This window comes from Pedobacter sp. 05T44, assembly GCF_056395985.1.
Genome location: NZ_JBFTKO010000002.1, coordinates 144,931 through 157,785, shown reverse-complemented (window position 1 = coordinate 157,785; position 12,855 = coordinate 144,931). Strand labels below are relative to the sequence as shown.

13 protein-coding genes are annotated in these 12,855 nt (G+C 40.5%); 6 read left to right on the top strand and 7 right to left on the bottom strand.

Annotation, left to right across the window (positions count from 1 at the left end; translation table 11 throughout):
• Positions 1-189 precede the first annotated feature (189 nt).
• From AC1DDK_RS05450 to AC1DDK_RS05440, 3 genes are read left to right on the top strand one after another with little or no spacing between them, the layout of a single operon-like run.
• Complete coding sequence (locus AC1DDK_RS05450) at positions 190-1,641, top strand: circularly permuted type 2 ATP-grasp protein (protein WP_048903262.1); 1,452 nt, start codon at positions 190-192, stop codon at positions 1,639-1,641.
• A gap of 29 nt (positions 1,642-1,670) precedes the next feature.
• On the top strand, positions 1,671-2,603 hold the full coding sequence (locus AC1DDK_RS05445) for an alpha-E domain-containing protein (RefSeq protein WP_048903263.1): 933 nt from the start codon (positions 1,671-1,673) through the stop codon (positions 2,601-2,603).
• A 5-nt stretch (positions 2,604-2,608) separates the two neighbouring features.
• Positions 2,609-3,592, top strand: a complete 984-nt coding sequence (locus AC1DDK_RS05440) for a transglutaminase family protein (protein ID WP_337716693.1) — start codon at positions 2,609-2,611, stop codon at positions 3,590-3,592.
• 21 nt (positions 3,593-3,613) lie between these two features.
• Here the strand turns inward: AC1DDK_RS05440 and AC1DDK_RS05435 are convergent, their stop codons facing one another.
• The 3 genes from AC1DDK_RS05435 to AC1DDK_RS05425 all read right to left on the bottom strand — a co-directional run bounded on the left by AC1DDK_RS05435 (position 3,614) and on the right by AC1DDK_RS05425 (position 6,154).
• A complete protein-coding gene (locus AC1DDK_RS05435) occupies positions 3,614-4,735 on the bottom strand; it encodes a thiol-activated cytolysin family protein (protein ID WP_337716691.1) in 1,122 nt (373 codons plus the stop codon).
• 69 nt (positions 4,736-4,804) lie between these two features.
• Positions 4,805-5,284 carry a DUF6265 family protein gene (locus AC1DDK_RS05430; RefSeq protein ID WP_152541957.1) on the bottom strand — a complete coding sequence of 160 codons (480 nt, stop codon included), beginning with the start codon at positions 5,282-5,284 and terminating at the stop codon, positions 4,805-4,807.
• Between the two features lie 72 nt (positions 5,285-5,356).
• Positions 5,357-6,154: a helix-turn-helix domain-containing protein gene (locus AC1DDK_RS05425; RefSeq protein ID WP_048903268.1), complete on the bottom strand. Its 798-nt coding sequence runs from the start codon at positions 6,152-6,154 to the stop codon at positions 5,357-5,359.
• Positions 6,155-6,263: 109 nt separating this feature from the next.
• Between AC1DDK_RS05425 and AC1DDK_RS05420 the strand changes: the two genes are divergently transcribed.
• Together AC1DDK_RS05420 and AC1DDK_RS05415 are read left to right on the top strand one after the other, a co-directional pair.
• The gene (locus AC1DDK_RS05420) at positions 6,264-6,617 is read left to right on the top strand and encodes an ArsR/SmtB family transcription factor (protein ID WP_048903269.1); all 354 of its coding nucleotides are present in this window, start codon (positions 6,264-6,266) and stop codon (positions 6,615-6,617) included.
• A 2-nt stretch (positions 6,618-6,619) separates the two neighbouring features.
• Positions 6,620-7,066 (top strand): SRPBCC family protein, encoded by a 447-nt coding sequence (locus tag AC1DDK_RS05415; RefSeq protein ID WP_048903270.1) that lies wholly within the window; start codon positions 6,620-6,622, stop codon positions 7,064-7,066.
• 278 nt (positions 7,067-7,344) lie between these two features.
• Here AC1DDK_RS05415 and AC1DDK_RS05410 read toward each other — a convergent pair whose 3' ends face one another.
• On the bottom strand, positions 7,345-7,587 hold the full coding sequence (locus AC1DDK_RS05410) for a hypothetical protein (RefSeq protein ID WP_048903271.1): 243 nt from the start codon (positions 7,585-7,587) through the stop codon (positions 7,345-7,347).
• 126 nt (positions 7,588-7,713) lie between these two features.
• Positions 7,714-7,890, bottom strand: coding sequence for a hypothetical protein (locus AC1DDK_RS05405; RefSeq protein WP_477623135.1), 177 nt, complete (start codon positions 7,888-7,890; stop codon positions 7,714-7,716).
• A 176-nt stretch (positions 7,891-8,066) separates the two neighbouring features.
• Here AC1DDK_RS05405 and AC1DDK_RS05400 point away from each other — a divergent pair, with 176 nt between their 5' ends.
• Positions 8,067-8,264, top strand: coding sequence for a hypothetical protein (locus AC1DDK_RS05400; protein WP_337716689.1), 198 nt, complete (start codon positions 8,067-8,069; stop codon positions 8,262-8,264).
• A gap of 191 nt (positions 8,265-8,455) precedes the next feature.
• Here AC1DDK_RS05400 and AC1DDK_RS05395 read toward each other — a convergent pair whose 3' ends face one another.
• A complete protein-coding gene (locus AC1DDK_RS05395) occupies positions 8,456-9,730 on the bottom strand; it encodes a purple acid phosphatase family protein (protein ID WP_337716687.1) in 1,275 nt (424 codons plus the stop codon).
• Positions 9,730-12,786 carry a TonB-dependent receptor gene (locus tag AC1DDK_RS05390; protein WP_337716685.1) on the bottom strand — a complete coding sequence of 1,019 codons (3,057 nt, stop codon included), beginning with the start codon at positions 12,784-12,786 and terminating at the stop codon, positions 9,730-9,732. The genes AC1DDK_RS05395 and AC1DDK_RS05390 overlap by 1 nt, the downstream gene beginning before the upstream one ends.
• Between the last annotated feature and the right edge of the window lie 69 nt (positions 12,787-12,855).

Genomic DNA, 12,855 nt, shown 5'->3' with positions numbered 1-12,855 from the left:
AAATACAAAATAAAAAATAGACTAAAATCAATTTTAAATCAAAAAGAAACATAAAAAGATAAAAAAAATCAATTTCAACACACAAAAAATTTAATAAATAAAGTAAAATAACATTTTATTTGATTTAAAAATCAATTTAAATAAAGATATAACTATATTTCAGAAGATTTTAACATAAAATGATCGAATATGGAAACAAAAAGCTACACAAAATCATACGATCTACCCAAAAACACCTGGGATGAAATGTTTAATGACTCAGAAACGGTAAGAGAAGAGTACAAAACTGTTATGAACTACCTCGATCTTGAGTCGACCGAAGAGCTCAACAAAAAAGAAGAACTATCTAAAGCACTTTTCATGAGCCAGGGCATCACCTTTACCGTATACAATAGCGGCGAAGGCGTAGAAAAGATCTTCCCTTTCGATATCATCCCCAGAATTATTACTGCTGAGGAATGGGCTTTTATAGAAAAAGGAATTAAGCAGCGAGTTACCGCGCTGAACCTCTTTCTGAAAGATGTTTACAGCGACCAGTTTATCATCAAAGACGGAATTGTTCCGATCGATGTAATTTACTCTTGTCCACATTTTTTACGAGAGATGGTCAACGTGAAAGTCCCTCACGACATCTACATACACATTGCGGGGATTGACCTAATCAGGGACAACGACGGCACTTATTATATCCTTGAAGATAATGTCCGCACTCCTTCGGGAGTTAGCTACATGCTGGAAAACAGGGAAATTACCAAACGTCTATTCCCCGATCTTTTACCTCAATGCAAAGTAAGAAGTGTGATTGAATACCCTACTGTCCTCTACAACAACCTGCTTTCACTTGCACCACATGACGTTGCCGATCCTACAATAGTTTTGTTAAGTCCGGGTAGTTTCAACTCAGCGTATTTCGAACATACCACACTGGCCCGTTTAATGGGAATTGAGCTGGTGGAGGGACCTGATTTAATTGTCGAAGACCATAAGGTGTATATGAAAACTACCGCAGGACTGCAGCAAGTGAATGTGATTTACCGGAGAGTAGATGATGACTACCTTGATCCGCTAGCCTTTAATCCAACCAGCCTACTTGGTGTTGCCGGGTTAATGAATGCTTACAGAAAAGGAAATGTAACCATTGTAAATGCGGTAGGAAATGGTGTAGCCGACGACAAAGCTGTATACGTCTATGTGCCAGACATGATAAAATACTACTTGAATGAAGAACCCTTACTTAAAAATGTACCAACTTACCAATTAGGAAACGCAAGTGAGCGGGCCTACGTATTCGAAAATATTTCCCGGATGGTAGTTAAGCAAACCAATGGCAGCGGGGGTTATGGCATGTTAATGGGACACGCTTCAACGGAAGAAGAAATTGAAGCATACAAGTTGGAAATACTGAAAGATCCACGACAATTTATTGCACAGCCTACTATCAGCTTATCATCCTCACCATGTTACATGCAAGGTAAATTACAACCCAGAAGGGTCGATTTTCGTCCGTTTGCACTTTGCGGCCCTAATGGGATAGACATTATTCCCGGAGGATTAACAAGAGTAGCACTTAAAGAAGGCTCACTGGTTGTAAACAGCTCTCAGGGAGGCGGCAGTAAAGACACCTGGGTACTTTCTAAATAAACAACAATAAGATTAAACACAGAATCACTATGTTAAGCAGGGTTGCTGAAAGCCTATACTGGCTGAGCCGTTATATCGAAAGAACAGATGGCATGCTACGCATGCTTAAAATAAATTACGCTTCCTCGCAAGATGCGATCTCAGAGTTTTCATGGAGTCCGGTTATGCACTTATTTTGCGACCGGAATGACGAAAGACTGGAGGCCATGGAATTTAACAGTCGTACTGTACTACAATACATGGTGATTGACAAGGAGAACCCCAACTCTATCCTCAACATCATCACGCAAGTACGGGAAAATGCAAGAAGCGTGCAAGACCACATTACCAAAGACGTATGGCAGTGTCTAAATGAATATTACCATACAGTAAAGGACCCTAAACTAAACGCCATGTTGAAAAAAGACGACCCGATATCCGTATTAGACATTCTGATTAAACAAGGAATGCTATTTTATGGCATTACAGAAATCACCATGGCAAGGAACGAAGGAAGTAGCTTTATGCGCATCGGGAAATACCTGGAGCGCAGTATTCAATCGGTAAATATATTGGACATTAAATTTGGATCGGTAGACCACAACCCGGACTTACTGACAAACACCAACTACTGGAAACACCTTTTGTTTTCTATAGGCGGATACGAACTGTACCTAAAAACCTATAGACAGGGTTTTGAAGCCGAAAACGTACTTGACCAGGTTGTACTGAACAATGAATTTCCGAGGTCTGTTATCTATTGTATCAATCAACTGTTCAAATATTTTGAAAGATTAAAAGGCGACGGGCACATTACCGCAGGAAATCTTGCTTTCCTTATTGGCAGGCTCCAAAGCAAAGTAAAATACAGTTCTATAAAGGGTTTAAAAAAAGGAGACCTTCACCTATACCTCGCGGAAATAAAATCCGAACTCTATGGCATAGGAAATGCCTTTAATCAAACTTGTTTCAACATATACTAAGCACCATGCCGGAATTTAAAATCAAACACATCACCAAATACACTTACGAATCTCCGGTAAGAGAAAGCGTAAACCACATTATCCTCTACCCTATTGAAGATCAATTCCAGAGCGTAATTAAGCACACCCTTAAAATTTCGGGCAATCCGAAAGTAGATGTATTTACTGACTATTATGGCAATAAAATTGGCTTCTTTGCTTATAGCGAGCGACACAGAGAGCTAGAAATCTATTCAGAACTTACTGTGGCCACCATAGCTAAAGAACTCCCATCAGAAACCATGTTCAGTGAGATGCAGTGGATGGAACTTGAAAAACTACGGTATCAGGTTCCCTATATTGATTACCTGAAATGGGAAGCTTTTAATGAACTTGATGAACTCAAAAAGATCACAGAACAATTCCTGCAGTCGGATTTAACGCCCTATCGGGTAGCCATGGACTATTGTCAATATGTATATGGACATTTCAAATACATACAGGGTGTAACAACAGTACAAACTCAGATAGATGAAATCTGGCAAATCAAATCAGGTGTCTGTCAGGACTTCGCACATATTCTCTGCCAGATGTTGCGTATGGCTAAAATCCCGGCAAAATATGTAAGTGGCTACATTTGTCCCAATAAAAACGGCATTCGCGGAGAAGGTGCCACCCATGCCTGGGTAGAAGCTTACATACCCGACTATGGCTGGCTGGGTTTAGACCCGACAAATAACTGCATTGCTAACGAAACATATGTAAGATTGGCGCTAGGCAGAAGTTTTACGGACTGTTCTCCGGTAAAAGGTGTTTACAAAGGTCCATCCAATCATAAGCTTACCGTTCAGGTAATTATTGGTTACGACAACGGGACATCAGATACACAAGAACCTTTCGCCGAAGAGAATGACTTAATCGCAGTGTCTGTGATTCCTACACAAGGCAATAGCTACCGTCGGAATCTCGAGCTTATGCAGCAAATTCAACAACAACAACAACAACAATGAAAAGTACTAGATAACACCAGATCAGTGCACATCAAAATCTAAGCGATAATTGAACTTAAACTTCAAATCACTGTTGTCGGTTATTTTACTCACATAGAAATTAATAGGAACACCATAATCTGCATTTGAATAGCTTCCTCCGGCCGCTAGGGACTTAACGAACAGCTGAACCTGATCATAGCCCCTAGCGGCCTCAATGTTACTGACATCCACAGCTTTAAAACCCCGCATGTATACCGTAACAACAGCCTCAGTAAATAAATTTTTATCTTCAACACTTCCCTGGCCGTTTTGAACGTTCTGGAAAGATGCTTTTATTTGCTGGAAAGAAGCATCAGATTCAATGGCAATGATGGCGCTGCGACCATAAGTTACATTACTAACATACACCGGATTACCAGATATTAACGCCGGATCAACACCAGCCTCAAAAATCCTATGCTCACTGGCAGGAAAGTCAACCGCAATATTGAACAATGACAGTTCATAATTAACAAAAAAACCAGTTTTCTTTTTGATATTACCCTTATCGTTAGCTTTTTTTATTACTAACTGGGAAAAATCCCAATTCTTGCCGGTTGTGATCGAAATTTCACTATAATTCCTGAATTCAGTGCCATTGCTATAAGTGAAACCATCTACTTGTTTTCCGTTAGCCTTTAAAGAATTTTTAATAAAGTCATTTGAGCCCGCCAATGAAGGTATGAGCGTTGTCATAAATGGATCAAAACTAGGTGAGGTACTGTAAATAACCAGCGGATTTTGCTTGTAAACAGTGAACACAAATGGCTTATAAAGCAAGTTCTCCATACTGTCCCCCTGAAGTAAGGCTCCTGGAAATATGTTGTTATTAACCAACCCCGGAAAAGACAAAGCGCCATCCCTAAAATCTTCAGCCGTTTGCACCTTAAAAGAGATGCCAGCGCTATCTGCCCAAACACTATCGGACACCACTGCATACCAGGCGTTTTTATTCACGGCCGATCTTATAGAATCAATTTTAAAAGCCTTAGCACTCACCTTAGGTTCTTCAGTAACCGGAGGAGTAACGGTTGGCGGTACAAGAGATTCAGTTTTCTCTGCCTTTTTACAGGCAATAAAAGTAGATGAAAGCAATAAAAGCAGAATGAAATAACGGATCATAGAAAGCGTATAGTGGTTTTACATAGAGAGATGACAGCAAAGATATCATTATATAGCTATCAATTCCTTTTAGGGGGCTGAACTGATAAATTCATAGTCAAGGGTCTGCCCGTTGCCGGAAACGATTGCTTTTACGGTTCCACCTTTCCGGGTATAAGCAATCTTTTTAGGAAAGTCGTGTTCGGGGTTTTCACATACGAAGGCATCTTTGCTGATGGAGGTCAGCTTGAAATTAACAGGTCCAGAATCACCGGTAACAGTAACGGTATAAAAGATATCGCCTCCCTTGATGCTTAACTCCAGTTCTTCTACAAAAACAATTTCCTTTCCCTTAAGCGTCACACCCTTTCCTGTGAATTTAGTATTAGACACCTTAGACCAGTTTTCATACCCTGATTGCCCGGGTTTGGAATTTGTGCGCTGCCACTTACCGATCAGCCAATGTAGTCTTTTAAATTTTTGAGCCGTGTTTTCCTGTCCGCATACCATGTTACTGAAGCCGAAAATAAACATAACAGAAATAAGGAGAGAGAATCGTTGAATTTTCATAATCTTTTTCTTTCAAAATTACGATTGAGCAATGTTTGTGTATTGTACAAAACCGACGATGGTTACAGAAAATCATTTATTGAGAAAGAAGTTGGCCATATTTGGCGCTTCAAAAAAATAAGCAGAGGGATCTTCACCCGTAAAAGCTTTAAAGTTGCGAATGAAATGAGATTGGTCGTAATAACCTGACTCATAGACAATATCTGACCAGCTGCGTTTTTTATCCCTGATCAGCTGAAATATATAATTGAAACGGATGATCCGTGCGTAATATTTCGGCGGGAGCCCTATGTACTTTTTGAAAAGCCGCTGAAGCTGACGTTCGCTCTTCTTCCCTGCCAGACACAGATCCTTAACACTTGCCTTACCGTTGGAATCAAAGATAAGCTGCAGCACTTCCTCTAAAGGATTTTCAGTAGCTGATTTACTAAGCGCGAGAAAATGGTCATCCAGACGCTGTTTAAGAATCTGCTCGTTTTCAAAAGGAAGAAATCGATCCTTCAACCCGGCCAGCTCCGGATGAGGAAAGGTATCCAGGGCAACAATCTGATCAAGATAACATTCCATGTTCAGACCGAAGAGCTGGGTAAGCGCCGCGGGTTTGAGTTTAATGGCAAAAGAGCCGGTCTCTGCTGTATTCTCCAGGTGAAAATTGCTGCTGATCTGCCCAGCCAGCAGGTTTGCTGTTTGCGTATACCAGGGTCCGCTTGTTTTGGCCCTGTAGACGCTGCCGTAGTTAAAAATAAGCTCTGTAAACCCATCGGGAATAATTTTCTCTACCCGTGGCGCAGGATCATCACTGTGCATCATCCAGTAGCATTCGATCAACTTTTCTAAACTTGGATGAGGTGATATCCTGGTGAATTTCATGAGATGGTAATTGAAATATAAATATATAAACGATTGCCAAAAAAATTGATTTTAAATTTGCGTAACCAAATGGTATCCCATATATTTGTAACCACATGGTTTCGAATATATGGAATTAAGAAGAGATGTATTTCAGGCAATCTCCGACCCCACCAGGCGTGAGATTATTGATTTACTGAGTGATCAATCCTTGAACCTCAATGCAGTTGCAGGACATTTCAGCATCACCCGGCCAGCTATATCCAAACACATCAAAATTCTGGAAGAGTGCGGGTTAATAACGGTGAAGCAGGACGGCCGGGAGCGCTATTGCAGAGCTGATGTACATAAGCTAAAAGAAATCGACAAATGGCTGAATCGATACAGGAAATTCTGGAACCATAAACTAGATGCCCTTGGCGATTTTCTGGAGCGCGGGGAAAACGAAAAATCATCAGAAGATAATCCACTTAAAAATAAGTAATTATGGAAACAAAACCACTAATTGTAGAACGCAGCTATAATGCACCAATTGAAAAGGTATGGAAAGCCATTACCAATAAGGACCAGATGAAAGAATGGTACTTTGAACTTGAAGAATTCAAAGCAGAAAAGGGATTCAAATTCCAATTTAGCGGAGGTGATGAAAAGGAGCAATACCTCCATGTTTGCGAAGTGATTTTTGTGGATCCACCCAATAAGCTAAGTTACAGCTGGACTTACCCTGAACATAACGATGGGTATTCCGTGGTCACCTGGGAACTTTTTAAGGATGGAGAACAAAAAACCCGGTTAAAACTGACCCATGAAGGGCTTGGCAGTTTCCCTAAAGACAGCCCGAATTTCGCTGTCACCAGCTTTACTGAAGGTTGGAATTTTATACTTGGAAAGTCACTAAAAAATTACCTGGAGCAGGATAGCAAGCAGCCATAAGTTTTATAGCAAACATCGTCATCTTCTTTGGTTAGCCAAAGGAGATTTTTTATTTAATGGCTACGTTGATCACCATGGCAATGTGGCTATTAAAGAAACTAAATAGGAAATGAACAGCATTTTTAAAAAAAGGCAGGGTGAACTTTCGTTATCTCTGATTTATCGTGACTTAGCGTTGCATAAGTCCCTGTTTTATCATTATCCAAGGCCTGACCAGAAAACTTTCCCGACCTGAATTCATACCAAAGATTCATCCAATTTTTCGGCAATCAACAACACTACTTTCCGCTCTCATTAAAAAGAAACCTGTCGATAAGATTGTCTAAATATTCCCTCGACAGCAATGCAGGATCGTGATACTGCATTGTCATCGTCTCTTCATCCACAATGAGTTTGCCATTAGTGGAATGGATCACAAAAGTATTGTCCTGAACAAAACTGGAAACATAAGTGCCAATTTTCGGAGAGATTTCTGAGAGCCTGAACATTAATTCGTGAAAGATAAATACGGGATAATTCATAAGCCAAAATTAAATGAAGTAAACTTGAATTTGAGATTATCATTTTGTAATCAGCACCAATTTTGATTACATAAATTTAATGGTAAAAAACGAAGAGGGTATGCGCATTGGAAATAGTCAGGCCCTCTATTTTTTAGTATCGGAATGTAACAGTTCGTCGGACTGCTTCTTCAACTCATCCAGCTTTTGATTAGTTTGCTGACTTCTTTTTCTTAGCTTAATCAGTCGTGTCAATAAATCGAGCATTTTCCCATTCGCAAGGGGCTTTTTTTCATTTAACTTTTCCATAAGCCAAGAATTCATTACCCGAATTTACGAGCAAATCATCAAACAATCAACACTTTAACACAAAACTTACAAACATTTATGAATTAGGCAAGCTACTATCTCCAGCATGGAAACAAAAATAGAAATGCACTAAAATGGCTTAAATAAACTTAATTCTAACGATATTGAATATTTTTTTTTTGCCGGATAATATGAAAAACAAGCAAACTGCAAAGCATAAAAACATTGCCAGGACAAGTGCCATCTTGCCTTTTGTGATGGTGTTTACTAATCTTTGTTATGCGCGGGAAACTGTAGCACTACAAAGGAACAGGATTTATGGCTCGGGTAAACGGAAAAAAAACGGAGCGGCCAGGACACCTGCTAAAATGATTATTAATATTTGGTAAGGATTCGCCCGTCATTTGGTTAGCCTCAAAAGCCCGATGGGTGTCGCGGCTTTTTACTGTAAAAAAATAAATTAAAAGCTGACCAGACGCTTAAAAATGCCTAGTCAGCTTTTAATTTCCAGCCTGATGTTAAAGAAACTGCAAAGCAGCAAGAGTCCAAAAGAACGCTTGCTTTTTCCGGTTTTATATCTTTACCTTTTTAAATCTGTAAATAATGCAGCCTTCTCTTTATTTGTTTTTTTAAGACTAAAGGAATCAAAGACTTCTCCAGAAGCCTTATATGCCGTGTAAATTAGTTTATCATGGTCAACAGATATGATTTGGAACAGTTGTGTATTTTCTGCAAATACATCCATCCACCGTGGTGTCACATCTATTTTGTACATTTTTGGGCCCGCTACTGAGACCACATACATGGGACCTCCTACCTTTCCTGAAACACCCGTCGGTAAATTCTGTCCACGACTGTAGGTATGATCATGTCCCTGCATCAGTATGTCTACATGGTACTTATCAAACAGCGGCTTAAACAGCTCTCTGAATTCTTTATTGTCCCTACCTTTTGCTGTAGAATAGATTGGATGATGATAGGTGATCATCGTCCATTGTTTAGGATTGTTCTTCAACACCCCTTCCAGCCATATAGCCTGAGCCTTCATGGAGTTGGAATCCAATACGATCATCTGGGAGTTCAATGAGATGAGACGAACATTTGCATAATCGATGAAGTATACAGATTCTTCCAAACCTTTGGGTCCATTCTCAGGCAAGGTATATTGGGCACGCCAATGTGGATCTAAGGTCAGGGTCTTTTGTTCATCTCTGAAGTATTCATGATTTCCAGATGACGGGATACTTGGGATCATTCCGTTAATGAAACCACCACCAAAATGCCACTCTCCCCATTCATTATCATTGTTGCAGCGATTGATCAAGTCGCCTGCATGAACAATAAAACGTGCATCGCCATGGGTGGCAAATGCTCTTCTGATTACCCTCGACCATTTTGACTTGATATCATTCTGAGCATCGCCCAAATAAATGAATGAAAACGGTTTCACTGTTGCCGGTGCAGTCCGAAACTGAAACCACTCGCTCCAGTTCTTACCATCTCCTACGCGATAGGTATAAACTTGATCAGGTTTTAAACCAGTCATGATCGCGCTGTGGTAATTTGCTTTTTCATATTCTACTCCCTGGAGCGTGGTCGACAGGGCCACAAATTCTCCGGAATTGTCTTTTCCGAGATCGGGCGAGCTGTCTTCCATTAATACCTGGGCATAGCTTTTAAGTACGGTAGTGTCGGTACGCCAGGTAACTGACTGTGTAGTCATCGGATCGGCCGACCAGGTCAGGATAATTCGATCTGGAAATGCTGAAGCTTTGAACGACTGTCCATTAGCCAATTGAAACCCTAAAAGGGCTATAATGACCATGATAATTTCTCTGGTAATGTTTTTCATCATTAAAAAGGGTTGTATTTAAAGCCTGCGTTGGCCCACGTTGAAAAATATTTATGGTCATTTGGTCTGCCATCGCCGTAATCCAGAATGGTTTGGGCATTGTTGATGTTACTGATACCCATAAAGATGGTAAACTTCTTGTTGATCCGCTGAGAAGCAGAAAAGTCTAGCTGTACTCTGCCTTTTTCCATCAGGTCATTGGCTTGCTCTTCTGCAAGCTCACTGATAAAAGTTTCATAGAAATTTAACGAAATGCGGCCTGAAAAACCATATTTCTCATAAGACAGAGAAGCGTTACCTACCTTAGGACGCATGGAAGGCAAACGTACGGTTCGCTCACTTACAATGCCGGGTACTTTAAACTTCGACTGGATCTGTGTAAAGTTTCCATAGATACCCAAACCGTTTAAAAATCCAGGCAGGAAGGTCAGCTGCTGCTGCCAGGCAATTTCATAACCATACACATGTGCGTTGGCACCATTCACAGTCTGCGTTACCTGATACTGATCAAACTGGCCACCCTGTTGTGTATAAATACTTTCATAAATATAATTTTCTATGTTCTTATAAAAGATACCTCCTGATAGTAAACCGAGTGATTTCAAGTAGTGTTCAAATAGGAAGTCGACATTGGTGGAGGTAGCCTGATCCAAATCCGGGTTCCCTTTCTTCATTCGCTTTCTTCTGGGTTCAACTTCCTGCCATGGAACCAGGTCATAATAACCAGGACGGGAAAGCGATCTGGTAACCGCTGCCCGCACGTTGGTACGCTGATCTATGGCATACTTCAGGTTCAGACTTGGAAAGAAGCCCTCAAATGCAGACTTGGTGTTTACTTTATTTGTACTTACGTATTTTCCTTGATTGTCAAACGATACAATGTTGCCCCGGTAGTCAAACCCCGTGCGCTCATACCTCAGTCCGGTAATGATGTCAAGTTTATCCAGTGTCAATTTACCCATTACATAACCTGCTCCCATGGTTTCCTTACCGCTATAAGAATCCGGATCAGTATTTTGTCTGATATAAGTTTCATCACTTTCAAAAAGCGACAGGTTTTTCTGATAATAATCTTCCATCAGGTACCCATTGGCAATCGCTCCTGAAAGATCATACTTGCCATTGAAATAATCCTTTCTGGAATAATCAGACAAAAAATTATCCATAGATACCTTACCTGTCTTCAGGGTGTATTGGAAATAATCTCTGGTATGGTCATCTTCTTTATACCTGTAACGTCCTCCGAACTTAAACATCAGTTTATTCTTCTGGCTCAGGTTAAAAGTCCGCTGCACATTGAATGATCCTTGTCCATCCTTGTCATGAGCGATCTGGTGCCTGTTGACATAAGAGGAAGTGGTATAATTGGCCGCATTGTTCACATCGCCATTTGTAAAGGCAAACTGCGGAGCGCGCGGATCGCTGATGTCTATGCCTGCATTTAAACCACCATAAGTAAAATATCCGTCATAGTAAATCGGCTGATCGTATAAACCACTAGCATAGGTGAGGTCCAAATTCAACCTCCAGTCATTGACAATCGCTTTAGTACCAACTGAAAAGCTCAACAAATCTCTATGGTAATCTCTGGGAGAACCACTAGCGCCTATGCTGATGTCTGAAGCTGTGTTCTCATCTGTATATTCCCCAATGTTATAGCTTTTTGTGCCCCTTGTTTGTAGTTCGTAAAACTTGTTGTACGACGTTCTTGCATAGATTTGGATTTTCTCTGTAGGAAAGAAGCTTAGTTCAGCCTGGAGCCCGAGGTTCTCACGGTGCAGGTCTGAGCCTTCCAATTCAAGATTAGATAACTTCATTTTTTCTACTCCCGCAATCTCGTACGTATCATAATCTTTCTGAACCCGATCTTCCCCTCTGTAGGTATTGCTATAATTTACGCCGACCAGGTAACCCCATTTGGTATCTCTGCGACTAAAATCAAATGAGCCGTCAAAGTTTTGCTTACCCAATAGAAAATTATTACCAAATGAACCCTTCACCTGCATTTGCTGAGTACCCGACTTTGGTGTCTTAGAAATGATGTTCACTGAACCAGATGTTCCATCAGCATCCATATCGGGAGTGAGGGTTTTGTTGACTTCTATGGCCTCAACAGTAGACGACAAAATACCATTCAGATCAATATCCCTTGAATTGGTTTGTGTAGAAGGCAGCCTGTTTCCATTAAGTGTGATAGATCCCATACTCTGATCCAGTCCTCTGATGATGATGTTTCTTGGCAAGCCATAACTATAGTCCATCGCAATCCCTGGCACACGTTGCATGGCTTCCCCAACAGTAGCATCGGGAAAGCGCTCAATCTGCTCCTGAGAAAGCACATACTTGATGTTGTCTGCGTTACGCATATTGCTCAATGCTATGGCCTCTCCTCTTCTAATCCCTGTTACTGAAATTCCCTTCATATCGTTACTTTGGCTTTCCAATTTCAGTTCCATCTTTGCCGTTTCACCATCGGTTATATCTACAGTAAATGATGTTGTTACATAACCAATATAGTTCACCAAAAGTGTAGCTTTTCCTGGTTTTATGTTGTTGATTACAAAATAGCCATTGGCATCGGTAACGTACTTTTGGTTGGTTTCTTTCAAAAGCACTGTTGCATAAGGCAAAGTCTGGTTACTTACCTTATCCTTTACATAGCCTACTGCCGCACCGGGCTTTGGAGCTCGGATCTGCAGTTCTGCTTTTTTAAGTACAACCATAGTCCCGTCTTCAATAAGGCGCAGGTTGTTTTTTTGCAATAAAGGCGTCAATATTATCCTAGCCGTTTTGGCCTCATCATGGATAGTTACTTTTGCATCGACAATTTCCTTGTTCGTATACACAAAACTGACCCCTGTTTTCCTTTCAATTTCCTTAAGCAGATCGGTGAAAGCCACATTACGCATATTAATACTAATGCGCTTATCCAGTCCGCTTTGACCACGTACTGCAGAAGCCGCTACCAACTGAATGGAGATCACTGAAATAAGACTAATTACTAAACATGCATGCATAATTATTTTCATAAGGCGCCTAGCCTCATTAATTTTTTTCATAAATTTGAGTTGTTTAAATTTTTACGATTTAAATGATAAGATATAGTCAACGGTTCGCCGCCGTTTGGC

Coding starts and splice junctions, on each gene's coding strand:
- AC1DDK_RS05450 (WP_048903262.1), top strand. CDS start 190: ATGGAAACAAAAAGCTACACAAAATCATACGATCTACCCAAAAACACC.
- AC1DDK_RS05445 (WP_048903263.1), top strand. CDS start 1,671: ATGTTAAGCAGGGTTGCTGAAAGCCTATACTGGCTGAGCCGTTATATC.
- AC1DDK_RS05440 (WP_337716693.1), top strand. CDS start 2,609: ATGCCGGAATTTAAAATCAAACACATCACCAAATACACTTACGAATCT.
- AC1DDK_RS05435 (WP_337716691.1), bottom strand. CDS start 4,735: ATGATCCGTTATTTCATTCTGCTTTTATTGCTTTCATCTACTTTTATT.
- AC1DDK_RS05430 (WP_152541957.1), bottom strand. CDS start 5,284: ATGAAAATTCAACGATTCTCTCTCCTTATTTCTGTTATGTTTATTTTC.
- AC1DDK_RS05425 (WP_048903268.1), bottom strand. CDS start 6,154: ATGAAATTCACCAGGATATCACCTCATCCAAGTTTAGAAAAGTTGATC.
- AC1DDK_RS05420 (WP_048903269.1), top strand. CDS start 6,264: ATGGAATTAAGAAGAGATGTATTTCAGGCAATCTCCGACCCCACCAGG.
- AC1DDK_RS05415 (WP_048903270.1), top strand. CDS start 6,620: ATGGAAACAAAACCACTAATTGTAGAACGCAGCTATAATGCACCAATT.
- AC1DDK_RS05410 (WP_048903271.1), bottom strand. CDS start 7,587: ATGAATTATCCCGTATTTATCTTTCACGAATTAATGTTCAGGCTCTCA.
- AC1DDK_RS05405 (WP_477623135.1), bottom strand. CDS start 7,890: ATGAATTCTTGGCTTATGGAAAAGTTAAATGAAAAAAAGCCCCTTGCG.
- AC1DDK_RS05400 (WP_337716689.1), top strand. CDS start 8,067: ATGAAAAACAAGCAAACTGCAAAGCATAAAAACATTGCCAGGACAAGT.
- AC1DDK_RS05395 (WP_337716687.1), bottom strand. CDS start 9,730: ATGATGAAAAACATTACCAGAGAAATTATCATGGTCATTATAGCCCTT.
- AC1DDK_RS05390 (WP_337716685.1), bottom strand. CDS start 12,786: ATGAAAAAAATTAATGAGGCTAGGCGCCTTATGAAAATAATTATGCAT.